The 25,657-nt window shown below is 34.8% G+C and carries 21 protein-coding genes; 12 read left to right on the top strand and 9 right to left on the bottom strand.

Going from position 1 to position 25,657, the window contains the following annotated elements; translation table 11 throughout:
* Window positions 1-33: 33 nt before the first annotated feature.
* Window positions 34-450, top strand: coding sequence for a CBS domain-containing protein (locus tag AABL85_RS00875; protein ID WP_006257790.1), 417 nt, complete (start codon window positions 34-36; stop codon window positions 448-450).
* A 164-nt stretch (window positions 451-614) separates the two neighbouring features.
* Here the strand turns inward: AABL85_RS00875 and AABL85_RS00870 are convergent, their stop codons facing one another.
* Genes AABL85_RS00870 through panC form a run of 3 tightly spaced genes read right to left on the bottom strand, consistent with a single transcriptional unit; the run spans window position 615 to window position 2,802 of the window.
* A complete protein-coding gene (locus AABL85_RS00870; RefSeq protein WP_341308848.1) occupies window positions 615-1,583 on the bottom strand; it encodes a lysylphosphatidylglycerol synthase transmembrane domain-containing protein in 969 nt (322 codons plus the stop codon).
* A 7-nt stretch (window positions 1,584-1,590) separates the two neighbouring features.
* Window positions 1,591-1,941, bottom strand: coding sequence for an aspartate 1-decarboxylase (gene panD, locus AABL85_RS00865; RefSeq protein WP_006257788.1), 351 nt, complete (start codon window positions 1,939-1,941; stop codon window positions 1,591-1,593).
* Between the two features lie 12 nt (window positions 1,942-1,953).
* Window positions 1,954-2,802 carry a pantoate--beta-alanine ligase gene (panC, locus tag AABL85_RS00860; RefSeq protein ID WP_286436586.1) on the bottom strand — a complete coding sequence of 283 codons (849 nt, stop codon included), beginning with the start codon at window positions 2,800-2,802 and terminating at the stop codon, window positions 1,954-1,956.
* Between the two features lie 110 nt (window positions 2,803-2,912).
* On the opposite strand from panC, the gene AABL85_RS00855 reads away from it, so the two are divergent.
* The 5 genes from AABL85_RS00855 (at window position 2,913) to AABL85_RS00835 (ending at window position 9,235) form a co-directional block, all read left to right on the top strand.
* Complete coding sequence (locus AABL85_RS00855; RefSeq protein ID WP_341308847.1) at window positions 2,913-3,716, top strand: glycogen/starch synthase; 804 nt, start codon at window positions 2,913-2,915, stop codon at window positions 3,714-3,716.
* 51 nt (window positions 3,717-3,767) lie between these two features.
* Window positions 3,768-5,411 carry a DUF4270 domain-containing protein gene (locus AABL85_RS00850; protein WP_341308846.1) on the top strand — a complete coding sequence of 548 codons (1,644 nt, stop codon included), beginning with the start codon at window positions 3,768-3,770 and terminating at the stop codon, window positions 5,409-5,411.
* 6 nt (window positions 5,412-5,417) lie between these two features.
* The gene (glmS, locus tag AABL85_RS00845) at window positions 5,418-7,262 is read left to right on the top strand and encodes a glutamine--fructose-6-phosphate transaminase (isomerizing) (protein ID WP_041888359.1); all 1,845 of its coding nucleotides are present in this window, start codon (window positions 5,418-5,420) and stop codon (window positions 7,260-7,262) included.
* A 153-nt stretch (window positions 7,263-7,415) separates the two neighbouring features.
* A complete protein-coding gene (gene atpD / locus AABL85_RS00840) occupies window positions 7,416-8,927 on the top strand; it encodes a F0F1 ATP synthase subunit beta (RefSeq protein ID WP_006257781.1) in 1,512 nt (503 codons plus the stop codon).
* Window positions 8,928-8,953: 26 nt separating this feature from the next.
* Window positions 8,954-9,235 carry a F0F1 ATP synthase subunit epsilon gene (locus tag AABL85_RS00835; protein WP_006266097.1) on the top strand — a complete coding sequence of 94 codons (282 nt, stop codon included), beginning with the start codon at window positions 8,954-8,956 and terminating at the stop codon, window positions 9,233-9,235.
* Between the two features lie 62 nt (window positions 9,236-9,297).
* Here AABL85_RS00835 and AABL85_RS00830 read toward each other — a convergent pair whose 3' ends face one another.
* Entirely contained in the window at window positions 9,298-9,858 is a 561-nt protein-coding gene (locus tag AABL85_RS00830; RefSeq protein ID WP_341308845.1) for a hypothetical protein, read from the bottom strand.
* Between the two features lie 188 nt (window positions 9,859-10,046).
* Here AABL85_RS00830 and radA point away from each other — a divergent pair, with 188 nt between their 5' ends.
* Together radA and AABL85_RS00820 are read left to right on the top strand one after the other, a co-directional pair.
* On the top strand, window positions 10,047-11,417 hold the full coding sequence (radA, locus tag AABL85_RS00825; protein WP_006257778.1) for a DNA repair protein RadA: 1,371 nt from the start codon (window positions 10,047-10,049) through the stop codon (window positions 11,415-11,417).
* Between the two features lie 16 nt (window positions 11,418-11,433).
* A complete protein-coding gene (locus AABL85_RS00820) occupies window positions 11,434-13,074 on the top strand; it encodes a DUF4139 domain-containing protein (RefSeq protein WP_341308844.1) in 1,641 nt (546 codons plus the stop codon).
* Between the two features lie 68 nt (window positions 13,075-13,142).
* On the opposite strand, the gene AABL85_RS00815 is transcribed toward AABL85_RS00820, so the two are convergent.
* Window positions 13,143-13,562 carry a hypothetical protein gene (locus AABL85_RS00815; RefSeq protein ID WP_341308843.1) on the bottom strand — a complete coding sequence of 140 codons (420 nt, stop codon included), beginning with the start codon at window positions 13,560-13,562 and terminating at the stop codon, window positions 13,143-13,145.
* Between the two features lie 28 nt (window positions 13,563-13,590).
* Window positions 13,591-14,022 carry a hypothetical protein gene (locus AABL85_RS00810; RefSeq protein WP_341308842.1) on the bottom strand — a complete coding sequence of 144 codons (432 nt, stop codon included), beginning with the start codon at window positions 14,020-14,022 and terminating at the stop codon, window positions 13,591-13,593.
* A 350-nt stretch (window positions 14,023-14,372) separates the two neighbouring features.
* Between AABL85_RS00810 and AABL85_RS00805 the strand changes: the two genes are divergently transcribed.
* Both AABL85_RS00805 and AABL85_RS00800 read left to right on the top strand, forming a co-directional pair.
* On the top strand, window positions 14,373-16,121 hold the full coding sequence (locus AABL85_RS00805; protein ID WP_341308841.1) for an alkaline phosphatase D family protein: 1,749 nt from the start codon (window positions 14,373-14,375) through the stop codon (window positions 16,119-16,121).
* 243 nt (window positions 16,122-16,364) lie between these two features.
* A complete protein-coding gene (locus AABL85_RS00800) occupies window positions 16,365-17,162 on the top strand; it encodes a M48 family metallopeptidase (protein WP_131540462.1) in 798 nt (265 codons plus the stop codon).
* Window positions 17,163-18,164: 1,002 nt separating this feature from the next.
* Here AABL85_RS00800 and AABL85_RS00795 read toward each other — a convergent pair.
* The 3 genes from AABL85_RS00795 to AABL85_RS00785 form a co-directional block, all read right to left on the bottom strand.
* A complete protein-coding gene (locus tag AABL85_RS00795; protein WP_341308840.1) occupies window positions 18,165-18,848 on the bottom strand; it encodes a hypothetical protein in 684 nt (227 codons plus the stop codon).
* 85 nt (window positions 18,849-18,933) lie between these two features.
* Entirely contained in the window at window positions 18,934-20,391 is a 1,458-nt protein-coding gene (locus AABL85_RS00790) for an oligosaccharide flippase family protein (RefSeq protein ID WP_131540464.1), read from the bottom strand.
* A 29-nt stretch (window positions 20,392-20,420) separates the two neighbouring features.
* A complete protein-coding gene (locus AABL85_RS00785; RefSeq protein WP_131540465.1) occupies window positions 20,421-21,200 on the bottom strand; it encodes a PdaC/SigV domain-containing protein in 780 nt (259 codons plus the stop codon).
* A gap of 238 nt (window positions 21,201-21,438) precedes the next feature.
* Between AABL85_RS00785 and recO the strand changes: the two genes are divergently transcribed.
* Complete coding sequence (gene recO / locus AABL85_RS00780; RefSeq protein WP_286414829.1) at window positions 21,439-22,155, top strand: DNA repair protein RecO; 717 nt, start codon at window positions 21,439-21,441, stop codon at window positions 22,153-22,155.
* Window positions 22,156-22,250: 95 nt separating this feature from the next.
* Window positions 22,251-25,652: an isoleucine--tRNA ligase gene (ileS, locus tag AABL85_RS00775; protein WP_341308839.1), complete on the top strand. Its 3,402-nt coding sequence runs from the start codon at window positions 22,251-22,253 to the stop codon at window positions 25,650-25,652.
* Window positions 25,653-25,657 lie beyond the last annotated feature (5 nt).

The raw sequence follows: 25,657 nt of genomic DNA, 5'->3' as shown, positions 1-25,657 counted from the left end.
CTTTGTATTAGAACAATAAAACACTATAGCACTATGAAACAAAGAGTACCAGTATCTCAGATTATGTCTAAAGCACTTATAGCTGTGCCAACGAATAAAAAGTTAAGTGAAGTAAATCAGTTATTAGTAGAATATAATATTAGACATATCCCTGTTATAGAAGCAGAGAATGTAGTGGGAATCATCAGTAGCAACGATATCCTAAAAATAGGATATGGTGCAAATGATTTAGACCAAAGTGCATTAGACGCTATTTATGACGCTTATAAGTTAGAGGATGTAATGACGAAGAACCCAATCGTGGTGATGGATGATACTAATATCAAAGATGTGGCAGAGATCTTCTCTAAACAACAGTTTCACTCTCTTCCGGTAGTAGATAAGGATAATGTACTACAAGGAATAGTGACAACTACAGATATGATCAATTACTTGATAGCACAATATTAAAACAACAAAACAGATCCCCACAAAGTAACCTATAAAGAGATAATGATTTATAACTGATAGCGCTGTTTATACCGTCATTATACCAATTTACTGGTTTGTACTATTAAAGAGTGCCTGTCTAATTTTTTAGATAGGTACTTTTTTTATGATGAGGTAGTGTGAGATTAGTTCTTCTTTTGGTTATAGTACAGGGGTAATACTAAAAATGATAGTGCTCCAAATATGACCACAATCGCTGTCTGAGTAGTCCATAATATCCATCCAAAGGCTGTTCCTGCAACAGTGGAGATGCTATAGATAGACAATAGTTCTGCGATAATCAAGGGAAATGCTCCAAATCCGCCATTGGTAAAAGATACAGCAAAACTACCTGCTACAAAGGCTGACATAACGATAGGTATGCTGAGCGAACTAGTGGCTTCTATGGCATGTGTACCGAAGTAGAATGTGGCGATATAACCAAACCAAATAAGAAAAGTGTGAAATAAGAAGCCAACTTTATAAGGCATCTTAAAAATGCTACTGACTCCCTCTGTAAGTCCTTTGATTTTATTTTTAATAAATAGAATCACTTTCCATTTACTGTAATAGAACAGGGCTATCGTAGCTATTAGCCCAATCACAGCGATGATGACTAATATACTAAGTTTCTCTACTGGAACCTTGGCTAATAAAAAGTCTTTTAGTACTTCATACTGTAAAATTAAAGCTAAAAATACGCAAAGCAATAAACATACAAGATCAATGATGCGTTCTGAAACGATAGATCCAAAGCCTTTGTCAAAAGGGACTTTCTCATATTTTTGTAATACGATTGCTCTAGATACTTCTCCTGATCTAGGAACCGTTAGGTTTAGAAGATAACCGATAGAGATAGCCATAAAGTTAGTGAAAGTGGATACAGGATATCCCATATAACGCAAGGCATACTTCCATCTATAAGCACGTGCCCATAGACTTAAAATAGAAAAGAAAGAGGAGATGATAATGTAATTATAATTAGCATCTCTAAACTGAGATTTCATCTCCTTTATCTGATCTTCAGTAAATTGATTATAGGCGTAATAAACCAAAAAAACTCCCAACGCAAGTGGGAGTAATATATTCAATAATTTACTGATATTTTTTTTCAATAAGAGGCTATGTTAAGGTGTTGGTCTCTTCATTAGGGAACACGATAGAAGGCTTGAATGTCTTCGCTTCTTCGAAATCCATAATTCCATAAGTAATAATGATAATGATATCCCCCTTGTGTACTTTACGTGCAGCAGGACCATTTAAGCAGATTTCTCCGCTGTTACGAGGGCCAGGGATAGCATAAGTTTCAAAACGTTCTCCATTGTTAATATTAACAATCGAAACTTTTTCTCCTTCTATGATGTTAGAAGCTTCCATTAAAACTTCGTCAATCGTAATACTTCCGATGTAGTGTAGGTCTGCTCCAGTTACAGTTACACGGTGAATTTTTGATTTTACTACTTCAACTTGCATTTCGCGTGAGTTTTAGTTAAAAGATATATTGTCAATTAGTCGAATGCCTTCAATATGAGCTACTAAGAAACCTCTGTATCTACGACCTTCATCTTTAGATGTGGCTGTTTTTAAAGTGTCCTCTTCGGCTATAGTGAAGTATTCGAGTTCAAAGTTAGGATTATTTTTAAATTCATTCTCAACAAAAGCGTTAACTTTAGAAATACTTTCACTTTTGAATAAATCCTTGGCTTTCAACAGTACTTGATATAAGAAAGTTGATTTTTTTAATCCTTCTGTAGATACTCGTTCGTTACGAGAGCTCATGGCTAATCCGTCCGTAGCTCTGAAGATAGGCACTCCGATAACCTGTACAGGTATATGAAGTTTGTCTACCATCTTGCGGATGATCTGTAATTGTTGGAAATCTTTTTCTCCAAAATAAGCTTTGTTAGGCGTAACAAGCTCAAAAAGTTTACTCACGATAGTTCCTACTCCATCAAAATGGCCAGGGCGCGAAGCACCTTCCATTTCGTTTTCTAGTCCATCAAAATCAAATGATTGGGCTACAGTATTTCCACCGTAAATCTCATCAACAGACGGTGCAAATATTACAATTTTTTCAGAAAGAGACTTTATAATCTCCTGATCTCTTTCTAAAGTACGAGGGTATTTTTCTAAATCCTCCGCATTGTTAAATTGCGTAGGATTAACGAAAATACTGACTACAGTACATTCATTTTCATTTAATGATTGTTCCATTAATGAAAGGTGCCCATTGTGTATGGCCCCCATTGTTGGTACAAGACCAATTGCCTTATTAGCGTCGCGAAATGGTTTTAAATACGCTTGTAATTCGGCTTTTGTACTAAAAAGAAACATTAGCTTCGTGTTTAAAATAATGGCAAAATTAGTTATTTAGAAAATAACTGCATAAATTTTTGTAAATTTGCAATGTTTATTTGTTTCAAACACAGAAATTATAATTGAAGATGAAAGAAAAGAGGATATTATATGTATCATCTGAAGTGGTACCTTATTTAGCAGAAAATGAAGTTTCATTAATGTCTTATGATGCTCCAAAAATGATTAACGATCAAGGAGGACAGATAAGAATTTTTATGCCTAGATACGGTAGCATAAATGAAAGAAGACATCAATTACACGAAGTTATTAGATTGTCAGGTATGAATCTAGTCGTAAATGATATGGATATGCCATTAATCATTAAGGTAGCTTCTATCCCGAAAGAGCGTATCCAAGTTTACTTTATAGATAATGACGAGTATTTTAAAAGAAAATCTACTTTCTCAGATGAGGATGGAACACTATATCCTGATAATGATGAAAGAGCTATCTTCTTTACAAAGGGTGTAATCGAAACCGTTAAGAAACTTAACTGGGTTCCTGATGTTATACATGTACAAGGTTGGATGGCATCATTGTTACCAACTTATTTAAAACATTATTATAAAGACGAAGCTATTTTCTCAGATACAAAAGTAGTTACTTCTATTTTTGGTGAAGGCTTTAGTGGTGTTTTAGATGCTACTATGAAAGAAAAGATTGCATTCGATGGCTTGCCAGAAGACGTAGTGAATGACTTCGAGAATCCTACTTATGAGAATATAATGATTAATGCTATCAAGAATTCGGATGGTGTTATCGTTGCTTCAGAAGAGGTAAGTTTAAATTTAACAAAATTTATAGAGTCTTCTGAAAAACCTTTTTTACCTTTCGTAGCTAAAGATGAGTTTGCTAAAGCTTATACTGAATTTTATCAGAAGTTTTTTTAATAACTATATCAGAATAGAATAGTAATAACCCAAATAGATTGGATTGACTAGATGAACCAAAAGAATATATTAAAAGGAATATCTCTTGTATTAGGCTTTATGGCCTTACAAGCTTGTGAAAGTGATTTTACAGAAACGGGAAGCGATATAATAGGAGGAGGAAACTTCGATATCGAATCGTATAACGTAAAGGATATAAAAGCTTATAACCAAGCTTATGGTGCAGTAGATGGAAGTAGATTAGGAGAAGTCCCTTTTGGGTATTTAGACAATGGATTATTTGGTGCTACTAGTAGTGATTTAGTTGTTCAGTTAGCTAATGCTACATCAACTGTAGGAGATATTGGCGAAAATGTAAAGGTAGACTCTGTATATGTGTATATACCATACTTTTCTCAATTTGATAAAGTTGACGATAAAGTTAATTACTATAAACTTAAGAACGTATACGGTGAGGGATCTCTAGACTTAAAAGTATATCAGAATAACTATCACCTAATGGATGTGGACTTAACAGATGGTTCTGCATCAAAATATTATACTGACCAGACTGCTGCTTTAATCGATAAGAACAAGATTAATACACAGTTAAACACTTCAGGACTATCTTCTCAGAATACTAATTTTGTCTTTGCAAATAGAGAAATTGTTATCTATAAAACAGATGAAAATGGTAATCCACTTAAAGATCCAAATACAGGAGATAATGAAATAAAAGAACGTCTTATCCCTGGGATGTGGTTAGACCTAGATAAGCAATACTTTGAAAAATTCATTAATGATAATAAAACTAAGTTATCAGAGACTAATGGATTCAGTGAGTTGTTTAAAGGACTGTATTTCAAAACTGAAGGAAACGGGAGTAAAGGTGCTGCTGGATTATTAGATATTGCTAAAGGTAAAATAGTAGTTATATTCAAAGTTGATAAGAAGACAACAGGTGAGGATGGGAAAGAAGAGACTACACGCGAAAGAAAAGAAATCACTCTTGCCTTAAGTGGTAATACTGTAGGGACTAAGAAATTCAGTGTGAATATGTTTAGTACACTTATGGATGGAACGTATCAATCAGAAGTAGCTAACGCGAATAAAGTGCAAGGTGATCAAAGTCTTTATCTAAAAGGAGGACAAGGTAGCTTAGCAGTTATTGATTTTCTAAAATCTAATAATCTTGAAGAGTTAAAAGCTCTTAAGGAGAAAGATGCATTATTGAATGAAGCATATTTAACTATCTATGTGGATAAGGAACGTATGCAAGGGCAACCTATTCCTGAGCGTCTATTCTTATATGATTATGATAATAGTATTGCACTGTCAGACTTTGCAAATGATGCTGTAAGTACATCTCAGTATATTAAACAAGGGTATAATGGTATCTTCGTAAAAGAGGACAAAGAGAATAATAAAGAAGGGTATTACTATAAGTTCAAAATCACTGACCACATTAGAGGTCTTCTGAAAAGTAAAAATGATGTGAGCCCTAAATTAGCGTTGACTGTTGCAAATAATTTTGCTGTAGGAGGATACACTAATCAAAAATTGAAAAACGAAATAAACAACGAACCTACTAACGTGAATGTTGTGCCTGCTTACGCTGTTAGCTGTCCATTAGGAGTTGTACTTCATGGAGCTAATACTACACAGGACAATAAGAAGATGAAGTTAGAGATTTTTTATACTAAAGCTAAAAAGTAAACAAGTATGTGTGGAATAGTTGGATACATAGGTCATCGCGATGCGTTTCCTGTTATTATTAAAGGTTTAACGAGATTAGAATATAGAGGCTATGACTCTGCTGGTCTTGCTATATTTGATGGAGAGACAATCAATCTTTGTAAAACGAAAGGTAAAGTTGTTGATTTAGAAGAAAAAAGTACAGATACAATAAAAAAAGGAACAGTAGGTATAGGACATACTAGATGGGCTACACACGGTGTTCCAAATGATGTGAACTCACACCCTCACTTTTCTAACTCTGGTGAATTAGTTTTAATTCACAATGGTATTATAGAGAACTACGATTCTCTTAAGCAAGAGTTAATTAAAAGAGGATATACATTTAAGTCAGAAACAGATACTGAGGTATTAATTAACTTAATAGAGGATGTACAGAAGACTCAAGGTGTTAAGTTAGGGAAAGCTGTTCAGATTGCTTTAAATCAAGTAGTGGGAGCATATGCTATCGCTGTAATGGATATCAAAAAACCAGACGAAATAATAGCTGCTAGACTTGGTAGCCCATTAGCTATCGGAATCGGTGAGAATGAATACTTCATTACATCTGATGCTTCACCTTTTATCGAATACACGAATAATGCTATTTATCTTGAAGATGAAGAGATGGCTATTATTAGACTGCACAAGCCATTGCGCATTCGCAAGATTAAGGATGATTCATTAGTTACACACTACGTTCAAGAGTTACAATTAAACTTAGAGCAGATCGAGAAAAATGGTTATGACCATTTTATGCTAAAAGAGATTTACGAGCAACCAGAAGTAATTAAAGATACTTTTAGAGGTCGTTTATTAGCTGATCAAGGTCTGATCAGAATGGCAGGTATCGAAGATAATATCGATAAGTTCCTGAATGCGAAGAGAATTATTATAGCTGCTTGTGGTACATCTTGGCATGCTGCTTTAGTCGCTGAATATGTAATCGAAGAGTTTGCAAGAATACCAGTAGAAGTAGAGTACGCTTCTGAATTTAGATATAGAAACCCAATTATTGACTCTAGTGACGTTCTGATTGCTATTTCTCAATCTGGAGAGACTGCAGATACTCTTGCTGCTATTAAATTAGCAAAAGAAAAAGGAGCATTCGTATTCGGAGTTTGTAATGTGGTGGGATCTTCTATTTCTAGAGAGACACATGCAGGAGCTTATACACATGCAGGACCTGAGATCGGTGTTGCTTCTACAAAAGCATTTACAACTCAGATTACAGTATTGACTTTAATCGCTCTTCGTTTAGCAAAAGCAAAAGGAACATTAGCTAATTCTGAATATTTAAAATATTTGCACGAATTAGAGCTTGTACCTGAGCGCGTAGAAGAAGCGTTAACTCAAAATGAAGAAATATTAAAAATCTCTCAGGTTTATAAAGACTCGACAAACTGTTTATATTTAGGTAGAGGATATAACTACCCAGTGGCACTAGAAGGAGCTCTAAAACTGAAAGAAATTTCTTATATACATGCAGAAGGGTATCCTGCTGCAGAGATGAAGCACGGCCCAATTGCTTTAATTGACGAACACATGCCAGTTATTGTAATTGCACCTAATCAAGATCACTACGATAAAGTAGTGAGTAATATCCAAGAGATTAAAGCAAGAAATGGAAAAATCATAGCTGTGGTAACGAAAGGAGATAAGCAAGTAAGAGAGCTAGCTGATCACGTTATCGAAGTGCCAGGTATTTCTGAGGCTCTAACTCCAATATTAACGACAATTCCATTACAACTATTGTCTTATCACATCGCTGTTTTAAGAGAGTGTAATGTTGACCAACCGAGAAACTTGGCTAAGTCAGTGACGGTTGAATAATAGTAGAAAAGTGAGTCTTTTTAAGACTCGCTTTTTTTTTATTTAAAATAAAATTTCAAAGTTTTAATATTCAGAGAAAAAAACTATCTTTGCACTCTGAAAAAGTAGAATTTTTCGATAAACGTAAATAGCTGTTAAATAAATACATAAGCAATGTCTAAAGTTACAGGAAAAGTTGCGCAAGTTATCGGGCCAGTAGTTGACGTAGTATTCAACACTGCAAATGCCGAGCTTCCAAAGATTTATGATTCATTAGAAATCACAAAACCAGATGGTACTAAATTAATCCTAGAGGTACAATCTCATATTGGAGAAGATACAGTAAGAACAATTTCAATGGACTCTACAGACGGTTTAAGTAGAGGATATGAAGTAGCATCTACAGGATCTCCAATCCAAGTACCAATTGGTAAAGATGTATTTGGTAGATTGTTTAATGTTGTAGGAGACGCTATTGATGGTCTTGGAAACTTACCAAAAGAAGGTTCAAATGGTTTGCCAATTCACCGTTCTGCTCCAAAATTTGAGGATTTATCTACTTCAACTGAAGTATTATTCACAGGTATCAAAGTAATTGACTTAATTGAGCCTTACGCAAAAGGGGGTAAAATTGGTTTATTCGGAGGTGCTGGAGTAGGAAAAACAGTATTGATTCAGGAATTAATTAATAATATCGCTAAAGGACACGGTGGACTTTCAGTATTCGCTGGAGTTGGAGAGCGTACTCGTGAGGGTAATGACTTACTACGTGAGATGTTAGAGTCAGGTATTATTAAATATGGAGATGACTTCATGCACTCTATGGAAAATGGAGGATGGGATTTATCTAAAGTAGATAAACCAGGTATGAAAGAATCTAAAGCTACATTCGTATTCGGTCAGATGAATGAGCCACCAGGAGCACGTGCACGTGTTGCATTATCAGGATTAACTATTGCTGAGTTCTTCCGTGATGGAGCTGGTGATGACCAAGGAAAAGACGTATTATTCTTCGTAGATAATATCTTCCGTTTTACTCAAGCTGGTTCTGAGGTATCTGCATTATTAGGACGTATGCCTTCAGCAGTAGGATACCAACCAACATTAGCTACTGAGATGGGAGCTATGCAAGAGCGTATTACTTCGACTAAAAAAGGATCTATTACTTCTGTACAGGCGGTTTACGTTCCTGCGGATGACTTAACTGACCCTGCACCAGCAACAACGTTTGCTCACTTAGATGCTACTACAGTATTATCTCGTAAGATTGCAGAGTTAGGTATTTATCCAGCAGTTGATCCACTAGAGTCTTCTTCTCGTATTTTGACTCCAGAGATCTTAGGAAAAGACCACTATGCTTGTGCTCAAAGAGTAAAAGAGATCTTACAGAAATATAAACAATTACAAGATATCATTGCGATCTTAGGTATGGAAGAGTTGTCTGAAGAGGATAAACAAGCTGTATACAGAGCTCGTCGTGTTCAACGTTTCTTATCTCAACCATTCCACGTAGCTGAGCAGTTTACTGGTATCCCAGGTGTATTAGTTGATATTAAAGATACTATCAAAGGATTTAATATGATTATAGATGGTGAGTTAGACCACTTACCAGAGGCAGCTTTCAACTTAAAAGGTTCAATCGAAGAAGCGATTGCAGCTGGAGAGAAAATGCTTGCAGAAATATAATCTAATTAATATTTAAAGAGATCAACATGAGATTAGAAATTGTATCACCTGAGGCTACTTTATTTTCTGGAGAAGTTACTTCAGTTTCAGTTCCAGGAGCAAATGGAGAGTTTCAGATGTTAAATAATCACGCTCCTATTGTTTCTATCCTAACAAAAGGAAGTGTAAAGTTCACAGGGCAAAACATTTCTATTGCACCAGAGTTTAGTTCTAAATTCGAGAAAGTAAGTAATGATACTTATCATTTACCTATCAATCTTGGAACTATCGAATTAAGCGATAATAAGATTATTATATTAGCTAACTAATTAGCTGATTAGAAATATAAAAAGACCTACTCAGTGAGTAGGTCTTTTTTTGTTATAAGTGGTTAAAAGTTGTAACCAATACTTAATCTTAACGCTAGGCCTGTTTCTTTTTCAGTTGGTCTATAGTCATAATGTATTCTATAGAAATCAAGACCTATACCAGCTTCGTAAGTAAAATTAGATTGACCTATATTCCGTCTTATATTCCACATAGGAGATAGATGAGATGATTTTTCTACTTTAATGTTGTCTTTCGAATCTGTACTTGTAAGTGCATCTGGCATATAATCAAAGCCTAAAGAAAGAAAGTTAGCTGAGTTATTTTTTGTGTTTTTACCTTTTCTAACTCTTTTATTATAGTTGTAGTAGTATCTAGATTCTACTCCTAAGGACAAGGAAGCAATGTAATCTACATAGTCAGAGTTGCCAAAGAAGCCAACATTGTATTGTACTTTTCCTAGTATAGTTAATTGATCCACTATTGGGTATTCATAATTAACTCCAACTCCTAATAAGTGTATTCCTGCTTCAAAACGTTTCTCTAGTTTTTGTTCTTGTGCATGCACAGCGTTAAAGCTTAATGTTAGTGTAGCTATTAAAGCTGTGTAAATTAATTTTTTCATGTGTTAATAGTGTGTTTTATTAAAGTAAATGTAATTGTTATTTAACAATATATTTTCTACTTCGGTTTAAATTGTTTGATTATTGTTGTTTTTTTTTATTCTTATTTGTTTTTATAATAGTTCTTTTGATATTATTATTGTCTAATGATAACATCGTATCTTCGTAAGAAGATTTTAAAGAGAAAGTAATGGCAAAGGTAAAGACGGCTTTTTTCTGTCAGAGTTGTGGTACACAATACGCTAAATGGCAAGGACAATGTAATGCTTGTAAAGAATGGAATACACTTGTAGAAGAGGTGATCCAAAAAGAAGAAAAGACAGCGTGGAAAGCAGTAAGTAGTTCTCCTAATACCATGAAGAAGGTAGCGAAGCCTCTAAAGGTACGAGAGATTGACAGTACAGAGGAGATTCGTATGAATACTATGGATGGTGAACTTAATCGCGTTTTAGGTGGTGGATTAGTTCCTGGCTCTATGGTGCTTTTGGGTGGTGAGCCTGGGATAGGAAAAAGTACATTATTATTACAGATATCTTTGCGCTTACCTTTTAAAACTCTATATGTATCAGGAGAGGAGAGTCAGAAACAGATAAAGATGAGAGCAGAGCGTATTAATCCTGCTAATGACAACTGTTATATCCTCACAGAAACCAATACACAGAATATCTTTCGTCAAATAGAGGAGATACAACCTGATGTGTTAATCATTGACTCTATTCAAACTTTGCATACCGAGTATATTGAATCTTCTGCTGGGACAGTGTCTCAGATAAAAGAGTGTACTGCAGAACTTACCAAATTTGCTAAAGAAACTGGAACTCCAGTGTTGATTATTGGACATATTACAAAGGATGGAAGTATAGCAGGGCCAAAAATGCTAGAGCATATGGTAGATACTGTACTACAGTTTGAAGGAGATAGAAATCATGTGTATAGAATACTAAGAGCGAATAAGAATCGTTTTGGTTCTACAGCAGAACTTGGTATTTATGAGATGCAAGGAAGTGGTCTTAGAGAGGTGTCTAATCCTTCTGAAATACTAATATCGCATAAGGAAGAAGAGTTGTCAGGTACAGCCATCGCAGCTACTTTAGAAGGAATGCGTCCACTGATGGTAGAGGTGCAGGCTTTAGTGAGTACTGCTGTATATGGTACTCCGCAGCGTAGCGCAACAGGATATAATCTGAAACGACTGAATATGATCTTAGCAGTATTAGAAAAAAGAGCTGGATTTAGATTAGGGCAGAAAGACGTATTCTTAAATATCACAGGTGGTATTACTGTAGATGATCCTGCTATTGACTTAGGGGTAGTAGCTGCTATTCTATCTTCTGATCAAGATATGTCTATTGGTAAGGACTTCACATTCGCTGGAGAGGTAGGACTGTCTGGTGAGATAAGACCTGTAAATAGAGTAGATCAACGCATACAAGAAGCAGAGAAGCTTGGTTTCTCTACTATTTTTGTTTCAAAATATAATAAGATTAGTCATACAGGAAGAGGAATTAAGGTTGTTCTAGTGACTAAGATTGAAGATGTAGTCGAATACCTCTTCGGATAACTTAAAATTGAATACTATGAAAAAGAACTTAACGATTGTTGCATTAGCTTTGACTACGGTTATGACATGGGCACAGAAGCCTGTATTTACTCCTGCTAAGCTAGAGAGTGCTCGAGTGTACTTTAACAGTGCAGAATTAACACATAAGGCTAAAGTGAAGCTGCCTAAGGGAACTTCAGAAGTGGTGATCACCAATGTAGCTGATTATCTAAACGAATCTACTATACAGATCGGATCTATATCTGAGGTTACAGTAATGGCTATACAGTATAGTAATCGCTATGTAGAAGAATATGATAGTGCAGTAGACTCTCCATTGTTGAAGCCTGTAAGAGATAGTATTAAATTAGTTCAAACTGAATTAAAGAAGGTGAATAATGCTATTGATGTAGAAAGTAGAACAATTGCTCTATTAGATTTTAACCAAAAAGTAGGCGGAGAACAAGGAACGACTACTGCAGAAGTAATGAAGATGGTAGACTATTATAGAACGAAGAGATTACAGCTGAGTACAGAGTTAGATAAGTTAAACGAGAAGAAGGAAGACCTTAATACTCGACTAACCAATTTACAAGATAAGCTTGCTTTTAACGAAGGGAAAAGTGAGAAATCTAGTAAGGGGAAGCTGATTGTACAAGTAATGAATGACAGAGAGGGTGAAGTGCCTTTTCAGATTAAGTATTTAACTAATGCCGCGTCATGGAAGCCTTTTTATGACCTAAGAGTAGAGAAGATTAACGCTCCTGTAAAAGTAGTGTATAAAGCAGATGTAAAACAGAGTTCTGGTATTGACTGGAGAGGTGTGAATCTTAGCTTGACAAGTGGTGTAGCGAATCAGAGTAATGTTATCCCTACTTGGAGAACGTGGTTCCTTGATTATAATACTTATGTAACGACTTCAGGATATAATAGAAATGCAAATAAAAAATTAAATGTAATGGCAGATATGTCTGCTAAAATGAGTTATGAAGCAGAGTCATCTTCTATGCTAAAGGATGCTGTAGTATATGAAGAGAGTACAATGAGTACTTTTACCCAAGTCAATGAATCACAGTTAAACGTATCATTTGATATAAATATTCCATACACGGTGATGTCTAATAATAAGTCACATAGTGTTACACTTAACGACTTTTCTATTCCTGCGGAGTATAAATATTATGTAGCTCCTAAGCTTGACCTAAATGCTTATTTAGTAGCAACGATTAAGGATTATGGTAATTATAACTTATTAGCAGGGGAGGCAAACGTAATCTTTGATGGAGTATATGTTGGTAAGACAACCTTGAACCCTGCAAACACAGAAGAGGAAATGAAACTAAACATGGGTAAAGACCCTAAAGTAGCAGTTACTCGTATCTTATTAAAAGATAAATCAGGTACTAAGATGTTATCTTCTAAAAAGTCTCAAAACTTCGTATACGATATTACTGTCCGCAACAACAAAGCTGAGCAGATAGATATACAAGTAGAAGACCAATACCCTATCAGTTCTAATAAAGACATAGAAGTAGAATTAACAGAGACTTCATCAGGAAAGCTTAATGAAGAGAAAGGACTTGTGAAGTGGGATCTTAGATTGAAAGGAAATGACAGTAAATCACTTCGTTTTGGATACCAAGTGAGATATGATAAGAGTCAAAATTTAAACTTATAAGATTATAGCAAGTGAATAAAAAGCAGGAGTGATAGATTCTATCACTCCTGCTTTTTTATAAGGCTATTCTAATGCCTATATCTAAGTGAGCGGTCTTTAGCTGTCCATATATCTTCTAGGTAATCTATTGTTAGCACAGTGTCTTTCTTGATAATTTCTAGTCTTGTAGAATTTTGTTTAGTGATTAGCGTATCTCCTATCTCTATTACCTTATGGAGGTATTCTCTCTCATAGAACCGCATATCATTGTCTAGTATGTAATAAGACCCTGCTCTAGATCCTTTATTAGCTTCTTGACTGATGACAACAGCCTTAAACTCTTTAAGTGTATTTTCTTTTAGTTGTCTATCATTCTCTGTGTAGGCATTTTCTCCTCCGCATTTATAAGCGATTAAGACGATAAGACATAATACAGCTAGCATAGGTATAAATGGGTTTATACTTATGTTTTCGAAGTCAAGACCATCTTTAAACCAATTGTTTTTCATAGAAGTGTAGAGTAGTGATGGTAAGCTGTTATTTATAAAAGTTAGAACTTCTCGGTAATCTTGCCCAAATATCTGTCTTATAGTCTACATAGATGATAGTATCTTGTTTTCTGATTTCTAATGTAGAAGAATCTTTCTTAGTGATCAGGTTATCTCCTACATCTATTAAGTTAAAGATAGGGTGATATTTATAGAACTTCATATTGTTATCTAGCTGATAGTACTCCGTATTTCTATTATTTTTTTCAATGCCTTTATAGATTACAGAAGCATTAAACTCTCTTTTTATGTTTTCTTCTAATTCTTTATCATTGAGAGTATACACATTTTCGTTGCTTTGTAAGTACATACCTACACCAAATATAGTCATTACTAGTAATGCCAATAACATAGGATATTTAGGAGTTTCTCCTTCGTTGAATAAATAATCAAACATTAGTCTAGTTGCTTTTGATAACATCTAAGGTACGTGTTATTGTTGAATTGGACTAATGATATTGTCTTTGAGGTCATCCTTCTATTTTAGTGTATAGAAGGATGAAATAGTCTAGAAGTTGTATTTTTTGTATTTAGCTTTTGTTTAAAAGCAAATAAAATTAGCAACATTAGAAATCAACGGAAGCATCAGTATCATCGCTAAAGCTAACACGGGGGGCAGTATAGAGAACCTTTTCATAAGTACAACGGAAAACACCAAACAGTCTAAGCACCATAAATTAACATATCGCGCTTAATGATTACGGATTGTTAACCTGGTTTTAATTCTCTGATAATGCGAGAAGAGTTGTTTTGTGATAAAGTTTTTAAAGTATGGATAATTCACAATTCAATAGAAGGAAGTTCTTGCGCACTTCTTTATTAGCATCAGGAAGTCTTTTTTTAGCACCTATAATTATTAGTTGTTCTAATGATGATTCTAGTATTCCAGACACAGATGGTGTGGATGGACAATTTCAGATCAAAAACTTTGACTATGGTGTAGCTAGTTTTGACCCAACTGCTACTAGTGTGATCATCTGGACTCGCTATGCTAATGCAAATACAGAAATAGTATGGGAAATAGCAAAAGACCTTCATTTTAAAGATATTGTTCGTCAAGGCAAGGTTACTGTTGCCTCTCTTTCAGATAATACGATCGCTATAGAGATACAAGACTTACCTTCTAATAGTAAGTTCTATTATAGATTTTATAATGCTTTAGCTAAAGATACCTCTGTGATAGGGGAGACTATCACACTACCTGCTACATCAGATCAGGTAAGTAATGTGAAGCTAGCCATAGCGTCGTGTTCTAATTATCCAGCGGGTCTATTTCACGTCTATGGTGAGATGGCTAAGTCAGACGCGGATGTCATTATCCACTTAGGAGATTACATCTATGAGTACGCTCCTGGGCAGTACGGTACTAATGCGAGTACTATTGCCTTTAATAGAGCTCATAAACCGAATAAAGAGATCGTTACTTTAGAGGATTATAGAGAACGATATAAACAGTACAGAAGTGATGCTAACCTTCAGTTGGCACATCAGAAGAAGCCTTTTATCTGCGTGTGGGATGATCACGAGATAGCTAATGATACCTATAAAGACGGTGCAGAGAATCATCAGCCAGATACAGAAGGTAGTTTTGAAACAAGAAAAAGAGCAGCATTACAGGCGTATAGTGAGTTTATACCACTAAAGACTGGTAAAGACGCTCGTATCTATAGAAGTTTTGACTTCGGTAATATTCTTTCCTTACACATGTTAGATACTCGTGTTATTGCTAGAGATAAACAGTTGAGTTACGGTAATTATATGACTGCTGAGGGCTTTGATCAAGCTAAGTTTATGCAAGATTATATGAATCCTAACCGTCAATTATTAGGGAAAGAACAGTTAGGGTGGTTAGCAGGTCAGATGAACTCTAGTGGGGCTACATGGCAGGTGTTAGGACAACAGATCTTAATGGCGAAGATGCTTGTTCCTGCTGAGTTTTTAATGATTGTTAATCAGATTATGGCTGAGATAGAGGCTGGAGGAAGCGCTTCTGCTAATTCGATGCTTGCGTTACAAAAGGCTGTAGGAGAATTAGTAGTGATTAAAACTCGTTTATTAAAAGGTGATCCTACGCTTACAGCACAAGAGAAGGCTAGAGTGACTACCGTGTTGCCATATAATTTAGATGCATGGGATGGGTATGCGGTGGAGCGAGAGATGCTGTATAGCTTGTGCAAAGGAAAAAAGGTGATGACCCTAGCAGGAGATACACATAATGCATGGTATAGTCAGATGAAGACACAGACTGGAGAGGTAGTAGGATATGAGTTAGCGACTAGTTCTGTTAGTTCTCCTGGTATGGAGACATATTTAGGGATATCGAATGATCCGAGTCAGGCTAGACAATTAGAACAAGTAATGCCATTGCTAATAGATGAGCTAGACTATGTAAATCTAACAGATAGAGGATATTTATATATTGACTATACTACATCTGGCGCGAAGGCAGAGTGGAGATTTGTAGATACCGTATTGAATGCTAATTATACAGTACAAACTAAAAAAACAGTTGTGATATAATAAGTTGTTGTGTGTCATAATATTTAAGAGCTCTTAGGAGCTCTTTTTTATTTGGTAAAAGCGTTTTCATAGTGAGATACAGAAAACTTTATTTTTAGCCTTTTAGTGGAATAATAAGAGATTTTTTAGCTCTTTCTGAGAATATAATATGCCTGTTAAGCGTTGAATATGAGTATTTAATGTTCGATTAGCGAATTTAAAATAAAATAGTACATTTGTTATTGTAAAAAAAATATTAACATTATGAAAAAAGTTTTATTATCTGCATGTTTAGTGTGTTTTGCAATAGGAACGGCTAATGCTCAGTTTGGTAAATTAAACCCAAAGAAGATCGAAGCTGGTCTAAAAGCAGCTCAGGCATTTACAGTAAGTGATGAAGAAGTAGCTCAGTCTGCTGCCGCTGCTGTTAAGTGGATGGATGAGAATAACCCTGTGTGTACAGTGAAGGATAAAGATCCTAAAATGAAGGCATACGCAGAGCGTTTAGAGCGTATCTTCGGACCATATAAGAACTATGATGGTCTAGATCTAAACTATAAAGTATACTACGTTACAGACGTGAACGCTTTTGCTTGTCCTGATGGAAGTGTACGTGTATTTTCTTCATTGATGGATATTATGACAGATGATGAGCTATTAGGTATCATCGGTCACGAGATCGGACACGTAAAATTAAAGCACTCTTTAAACGGATATAGAAAAGTACTTCTTGCAGAAGCTGCTGTACAATTTGCTGGTACTACACAAGGTACAGTAGGTGACTTAATGAAAGGTGACCTAGGGGCTTTAACAGAGAAACTTATTGGAGCTCAGTTCTCTCAAGGACAAGAGACTGACTCGGATGATTACTCTTATAAATTCTTAGTAGCGAATGGTAAGAACCCACAAGCATTAGCAGATGGATTCCAAAAGTTTGCTGATATGGAGAAAGAGTATGGAGCTGATAAATCTACTAAAGCTAAAATATTCTCTACTCACCCTGATAGTGAGAAACGTGTAAAGCGCATCGAAGGTAAAATCAAAAAAGACGCTAAGAAATAGTCGTCTAAATGTCAATATGAAGAGCCACTTCTGTATAGAAGTGGCTTTTTTTTGTTTCTATGTATAAGTATGTAATCCTATTTTGAAGGAATACTTATACTAGCTTTTCCGTATGTATTAAAAAACACACTTCACTTTTTTAAAAAAATGCTGTTTTAGGCGTATTGATCAGGTGTATTTTAGAGTTATTCTCTCACTTTTTTTAGAAAAACATTGGTTTTGGGTATTAATGAAGTTTTATTCTAAAAAAAAGGATATGTTTTTTTGAATAGGTAATTATTGTAAGCTATTGTTATTTAGTTGTTTATGTTGTTATTGTGTTTTTCCTCTTCTCGGTGTATCTGTCTCTATCCTAGAGTATATCTATCTTCATTTTGAGTTGCTCGACAATCGGTGGAGAATAGGTCGTAAATAGTGGACTAGAGAATTATTAGTCGAAGAATGCTTCTACTATTGATCATGTATTGTCCAAGAAGAAAGAATGGGGAAAGAAATGGCAGAGGTTCTATGCTATTTTAAGAAATAGATGGATGGGGTAGCATTTGATTATAGCAATACAGTTTGTAGCGCTTGATGTGAAGTGTTTAAGCAAATGGTGTTGGAGATCTGTTGCTTAGAGTTAAGTGCTAATCAGCAGAAAAATTTATGTTGTCTGGAGATTGAGAGTAGCTAAGAGAGAGCTTTGATATGCGGTTATTCTTATCTTTTCTTTTTTTTCCTCTTTTTCTTTTGATTGGGGTTTTTTACGATAAGGAGATGCTTTATATAAGCATTTAGTAAGATAAATATAAGTGCATCCACGAATATAAGGATGCTATACGCATTCCTAAGACTAATGTGATAGATAAACAGACCTACTAGCGCTATTTGGCATAGTGCTAGTATTCTCATTTGTGTGGTTATCTTATTATGAGGCTTTGTACTCATGGTGTATTTAGAGCTTAGATAATACTATATTCCCTTAGTGACAAGAGAGATGTGTTGTCGTTATCTAAGAAGGAATTATTGGTTTATAATGAATAAAATAGCTATGATTATAAGGGAGATGAAGAAGTAGACTATGTAAGAATTACTCTTTTGGTTCGAATTAGGATTTTGGACACGTTTATTTCTTTGTCTTCTATCATCCGCTTGTTTATAGCTGTCTAATTCTTTAAAATCAAGGTTATCTATCGAAGTAAAACCTGTGCCTCCATTGATTAAGTCTATTGGGGTTAAGTACTTTATACCCAAGAGATCTTGTTCTTGTATAGCAGTTATTTCTTTGTTTATACTGTTGATGAATTCTTGTGGAGTATCATATAGACAGATATATTCTAATAGTTCTATATTAATAACACCCCCTAGAGAAAGATGATTAGCTATACAAGCTATAAAATCATCATATAATGGCAATGCAGGATCGAGATGTTTCTCTATAAAAGTTCTTGCTAATGAGGCATTGGTATTAAAACTTTCGTTGGAGATAGTGATAACACATAAGGAATCATCTATGTCATTTTTGATATCTTCCTCCTCGTCCTTAAAGTCTATATTGATAAAAGAGGACTCCCAATAAGATTGTTTACTACTGATCATTTCATGATCTAGTAGACAAATCCAAAAGAAAGGGAGAGTGTTCTTTCCTTCAAATAAAAATGTATTTTCCTCATCTTTCTTAATGCTTAAGTAGGTGTAGTTAGCCATAACGTATTTTTTAAAGTATTAAATATAAGACAATTAAGTACATGTTAAAAAAAAATCCATTACTAACTAGTAATGGATTCTATATTTATCGTTTGATCATTTTTTTGATAACGGTATTTTCAAATTTGTATATAACACCTAAGAATACGAGTATAAAGGCAATTCCAACGAAATAGTTTTCTCTAAAACAGTAGAAGTATACAAAGCTTAGGAGTATAGATATGCCTAGATATCCTCCTATAGCCTTTTTGTCATAAGGGATAGGGTACTGTTTCTGTCCCATCACATAAGAGACTAGCATCATAGATGCATAGGCTATCAGCGTAGCTATCGCTGATCCCATATAACCCCATATAGGGATAAGTATAAAGTTAAAGATCAGTGTGAATACAGCTCCCATAATAGAGATATAGGCTCCTATGGCAGTCTTGTCCCTTAGTTTATACCATACGGATAAGTTTGTATAGATTCCCATACATAAGTTGGCTAAGATGATTAGTGGAACGACAATCATCGCATCCCAATAAGATTCATTTCTAATAAACAGGACTTTCAATACATCTGCAAATACGATAACGCCTAACATAATCATACTACCAAAAATGGTGAAGTACTTAGTAATGGTAGCGTATTTAGTAGGTGCGTCATCATTCTTGGCATAGTTAAAGAAGAACGGTTCTATACCTAGTGTATAAGCTTGTCTAAATAGAACCATAAATAGACCTAACTTATAACACGCTGCATACTTTCCTACCTCTGATAATGCGATATCAGCTGGTAATAGTCGTTCAAGAAGTATCTTGTCAAAACCTTCATTGATAGCAAATGCTAGCCCACCTACCATAATAGGAAAACTATATTTAAGCATCTGTTTATTCAGTTCTTTATTAAACTTAAATTTAATACTGAAGTAGTCTTTATAGAAGACTAAGAAAGTGAATAAACTAGCGACAAGGTTAGCAATGAATATGTAGACTACTTGATTTCCTTCTTTATAGATAGAATGAAAGAAACTATCAGGATAGGCGGTGCTCAGCTTAGGTAGGTAGTATAAGAAGAATATATTAAGTGCTGTATAAATACAGACATTGGCTATTCTGATAGCACTGTAGTATAGAGGTCTCTGATCTGCTCTAAGTTTAGCAAAAGGGACGATGACTAAGGCGTCTAGTACTAAGATAGAGAGTACATAATATAGTAGTTCTGCTGAGACATCTAATAAGGATGCCCAATAGTGTATCGTAAGTAGACTGAATACAGCAAAGAGCAGAGAAGTAAAGCCTAAGAATAATAAGCTATTATTAATAACCTCTTTCTTATCCTCTTGTTTATTATAGAATCTAAAAAAAGCTGTTTCCATCCCAAATGATAGAATAACATTTAGAAACATCATGATAGAGAAAATAACGCTATACTGTCCGTAAGCATTATTTTGCATTAAATCTGTATGGAAAGGAACCAGAAAAAATCCGATTACTTTTGGAAACACTGCTGCTAATCCGTAGATCGCTGTTTGTTTAAATATTTTTTTATAAATGCTCACTACTTCGAGATTCTATATTAATTGGATACTTACTTATTTGATTTGTTAGGGATCAGTAGGAAGTTTAAAAAAGGTTCTATTTCTTCCTTTGAAAAGGTAATGCGTACTGGTTCGTCAGAGAATGCTGTAATATCATAGCTGTTGTAATAGGCTATGACAGATTCTTCATAGAAGAAGATATTTTCGGGCATTTTAAATACATCTTCATCGAATAATAAACCATGCGAATTAATATTGTCTTCTTTGTCTATTCCTCTTTGTTCTCTCAGTTTAGATTCTAACAATTTAGAAAAACCTTCCCAATCTTTAAACAATTCTTGATTGTTGTACTGTTCTCCTGTTAGTGGATTATAGTGTACTGCTTTCTCTCCCTTGTATCCATGAGCCCCTCCTGTGAATGTATAGTATTCTATGGCAAAACTTAACAGGTGATTATTATAAAAGGTAACAGTATTCTGTGTAGTGCCTTTCCATGGGAATGAGTCTTTAGGGAACTTTTTAGCCATTTCTGTAAATGAGTTGATAAAAGAACTCACTATTTCGTCATAAGAACTCACATCATGAGGATTTTCGTCAAATGAAAGGATGTCGTTAATAATGACTAAGTTGTTTTGATTTATCTTAGTAGTGATGTCATTTACAGGGTCTATTATCTCTGCTGTATTTATCTTCACTTCTGTACAGTCATCTTCTATACAACTTTCCAGTAGAATCTTTTGGTAAACTTTTTCTTCAAAAGAGAATTCCTTATCCTTTTTACAACTTATAAAAGTGATGAAAAGGCATAAGAATAAAAGGCTTTTTTTCATAGTGGTTTTTTTCATAGGTCTTTGCAAAGCTATGAAAATTGTTATGATTATGATTAGTTTATGTTAGATTTAGTGTTTTAAGTTTACTACCTTTTTTGAGGTATAAGAGGTTGTAAAACAGATTTTAAATAAGCTTGGAAGTTCTTTTTTTAATCTGTAAAACATATTATTTTGATACTTTTGCCCTATGTCTAAACAGCAGTGTTTTAGAAAAGAGATTTTTAAAAAGAAGAGGATTATGCAGATCAAGAGTAAAGCTATTGTACTTAGTGCTTTAAAATATCAAGAGAAAAGCTTGATCGTAAAGTGTTTTACAGAGGAACAGGGTGTTGTTAGTTTCTTTGTTCGCAATGCTTTTGCTAAAGGTAAGTCTGCTCAGAAAATGGCTTATTTTCAACCATTGACAATATTAGAGATTGATTTTATTTATAAGAATAAAGGAGGTCTAGAGTACTTTAAGGAGGTTAAAACAGCTCATGTATATCAAGATATCTATTATAATTATAGTAAGAATTGTATTGCTATTTTTATAGGTGAAGTACTACATTCAGTATTTAGAGAACCTGTTGTGGATAAAGACTTCTTTACTTTTTTAGAAGCAGCTTTACTATGGTTTGACACACATGATGAGGTCGCTAATTTTCACTTGATTCTAATGATAGAATTGACGAAGTACTTTGGATTTTATCCTGCATTAGAGGGTAGAAGTAAGCTTTATTTTAACTGGGAAGAGGGAGTGTTTACAGATCATTTTTCTCCCTGTTGTTTTGATGAAGAACCGACATTTTTGTTTAGAAAATTGATAGAATTAGGCTTCTCTAGTGACCAAAAAGTCTTTAATAATAAGGATCGAAAGAGGCTGTTAACCATGTTGATTAGCTATTATGAGCAGCATTTAAGTGAGTTCAGAAAGCCGAATTCTCTAGAGGTTTTAAAAGAAGTATTCTCTAACTAAATATTTTAATGTTTTTCCTACCAATTAATTAGGGAGATATTGGAGTAATTTGTTTAAATTCGCAAAATTGATTAAAAAATATTATAATAATAACGATGAGCACTAAATTTACAGAATATAAGAATCTTGACATGTCAGGGGTAGCATCGGAGATGCTAGAGTTTTGGAAAGAACAATCAATATTCGAAAAAAGTATTAGTACTAGAGAGGATAATAAACCTTTCGTGTTTTTCGAAGGCCCACCTTCAGCTAATGGTAAACCAGGAATTCACCACGTGATGGCTCGTGCTATTAAGGATATTTTTTGTCGTTATAAAACTCAGAAGGGGTTCCAAGTAAAGCGTAAAGCTGGATGGGATACGCATGGACTACCTGTAGAGTTAGGTACAGAGAAAGAACTTGGAATCACGAAAGAGGATATCGGAACTAAAATTACAATAGAAGAATATAATCAAGCTTGTAAACGTACTGTAATGCGTTATACAGATCTATGGAATGACCTTACTGAAAAGATGGGTTATTGGGTAGATATGAACGATCCTTATGTGACTTACAAGTCTAAATATATGGAATCAGTATGGTGGTTGTTAAAACAGATCTATGATAAAGATTTGTTATACAAAGGATATACTATCCAACCTTATTCTCCTAAAGCTGGTACAGGTCTATCATCACATGAGATTAACCAGCCAGGAGCATATAAAGATATCACTGATACAACTATCGTAGCACAGTTTAAAGCTATTGATGAGACATTACCAGAGTTTTTAAAAGGATTTGGTACTATTCATTTCTTAGCTTGGACGACTACTCCATGGACGTTGCCATCAAATACGGCATTGACTGTAGGACCTAAGATTGACTATGTATTAGTGAAGTCGTTTAACCAATATACTGGTGAGGCGATTAATGTGGTATTAGGTAAACCACTAGTTGGTAAGCAGTTTGCAGGGAAGTTTGCAGCTGTAGAAACTGAAGAAGAATTAAACGCATATAAAGAAGGTGATAAAAAGATTCCTTACTTAGTAGTTAAGGAATTTAAAGGTGCTGACTTAGTAGGTACTAAATATGAGCAGTTATTGCCTTATGTATTGCCATACCAAAATCCTGAGAACGCATTCAGAGTGATCTCTGGAGACTTCGTAACTACAGAAGATGGTACTGGTATCGTACATACAGCTCCTACTTTTGGAGCAGATGATGCTAAGGTAGCTAAAGAAGCTACACCAGAAGTACCACCTATGCTTATCCTTGACGCTGATGAGAACCCAGTTCCATTAGTAGACTTACAAGGTCGTTTCGTTAAAGAGATGGGAGACTTAGGAGGTAAATATGTGAAGAATGAATATTACGATGAAGGGCAAGCGCCTGAGCGCTCTGTAGACGTAGAAATAGCTATTCGTTTAAAAGAAGAAAACAAAGCGTTCAAAGTAGAGAAGTATGTTCACAGTTACCCACATTGTTGGAGAACGAACAAGCCTGTATTGTACTACCCATTAGACTCTTGGTTTATCAAGATCACTGAGGTAAAAGAGCGTATGTTCGAATTAAACGAAGAAGTGAACTGGAAGCCTAAAGCGACTGGAGAGGGACGTTTTGGTAACTGGATTAAGAATGCAAATGACTGGAACTTATCTCGTTCTCGTTTCTGGGGTATTCCATTACCTATCTGGAGATCTGAGGATAAGACAGAAGAGCTTGTAGTAGGATCTGTAGAAGAGTTAATGAATGAGATTAATAAATCTATGGCTGCTGGTATCCAAACAGCTAATCCTTTTGAAGGATTCGTAGTAGGAGATATGAGTGAAGAGAACTATGATAAAGTTGACTTACATAAGAATGTAGTTGATAATATCGTATTAGTATCTCCTTCTGGTAAGCCTATGCTTCGTGAGTCAGACTTAATTGACGTTTGGTTTGATTCTGGATCTATGCCTTATGCACAATGGCATTATCCGTTTGAGAATAAAGACTTAATAGATAATAATAAATCATATCCAGCAGACTTTATCGCTGAGGGAGTTGACCAGACACGTGGATGGTTCTATACATTACATGCTATTGCTACATTAGTATTCGATACTAAAGCATATAAGAATGTAGTGTCTAACGGATTAGTGTTAGATAAGAACGGATTAAAGATGTCTAAGAGTTTAGGTAATACTGTAGATCCATTCGATACATTAGCTGAGCACGGACCAGATGCTACGCGTTGGTATATGATTTCGAATGCGAATCCATGGGATAACTTGAAGTTTGACCTTGATGGTATTACAGAAGTAAGAAGAAAGTTCTTCGGGACATTATATAATACTTATAACTTCTTTGCGTTATATGCTAATATTGATGGATTTAAATATGAAGAGAAAGACATTCCATTAGCAGAAAGACCTGAGATAGATAGATGGATCTTATCAGAGTTAAATACTTTAGTACAACGTGTAGACGAATTCTATGCAGAGTATGAGCCAACGAAAGCAGCTCGTGCGATTACAGATTTCGTTACAGAGAACTTGAGTAACTGGTATGTTCGTCTATGTAGAAGAAGATTCTGGAAAGGTGAATATGCACAAGATAAGATAGCAGCTTACCAAACATTGTATACCTGTTTATTAACAGTAGCTAAACTAGGATCTCCTATTGCTCCGTTCTTTATGGATAAACTTTACAGAGACTTAACTTTAGCTACACATGGAGAAAGTTTCGAATCTGTACATTTGGCTAATTTCCCAGAATTCAAGGAAGAGTTCGTTGATAAAGCATTAGAAAGCAGAATGCAAAAAGCTCAAATCATTTCTTCATTAGTGTTATCACTTCGTAAGAAAGAGATGATTAAGGTACGTCAACCATTACAGAGAGTTATGATTCCTGTACTTGATGAGAACCAAAGAAATGAGATATTAGCTATTGCTGATCTAATCAAAGCTGAGGTTAATGTGAAAGAAATCGAGTTGCTAGATGATGCTTCAGGTATCTTAGTAAAACAGATCAAGCCTAACTTTAAAACATTAGGGCCACGATTTGGAAAGGATATGGGGCTGATTGCGAATAAGATACAAGGTTTTGGACAAGAAGAAATCGCATTAATTGAAAGAAATGGTGAGATTACGCTAGAACTATCAGAAAAAAGTGTTACTTTAACAGTAGCAGATGTTGAGATTACTTCTCAAGATATTGAAGGATGGCTAGTTGCTAATGAAGCTGGACTAACAGTAGCATTAGACATCACTATCAGTCCTGAATTGAGAAAAGAAGGTATCTCAAGAGAGTTAGTAAATAGAATTCAGAACATCAGAAAAGACTCTGGATTTGAAGTTACAGACAAGATTGTAGTAAAAATACTAGAAGAAAAAGAAATAAAAGAGGCTGTTTTAGCGAATGAAGACTATATTAAGTCTGAAACACTAACACACACATTAGAATTCGTGACTGAGTTGAGCGAGGGTGTAGATGTAGAGTTTGATGAGCTAAAAACGCGAGTGTTAATTTTAAAATAATTAAA

The sequence above is a fragment of the Myroides odoratimimus genome (assembly GCF_038039805.1).
In the GTDB taxonomy this organism is placed as follows: Bacteria; Bacteroidota; Bacteroidia; order Flavobacteriales; family Flavobacteriaceae; genus Flavobacterium; species Flavobacterium odoratimimum_B.
Note: the sequence above shows the minus strand (reverse complement) of the source record. Positions and strands in the feature narration are given on the sequence as shown.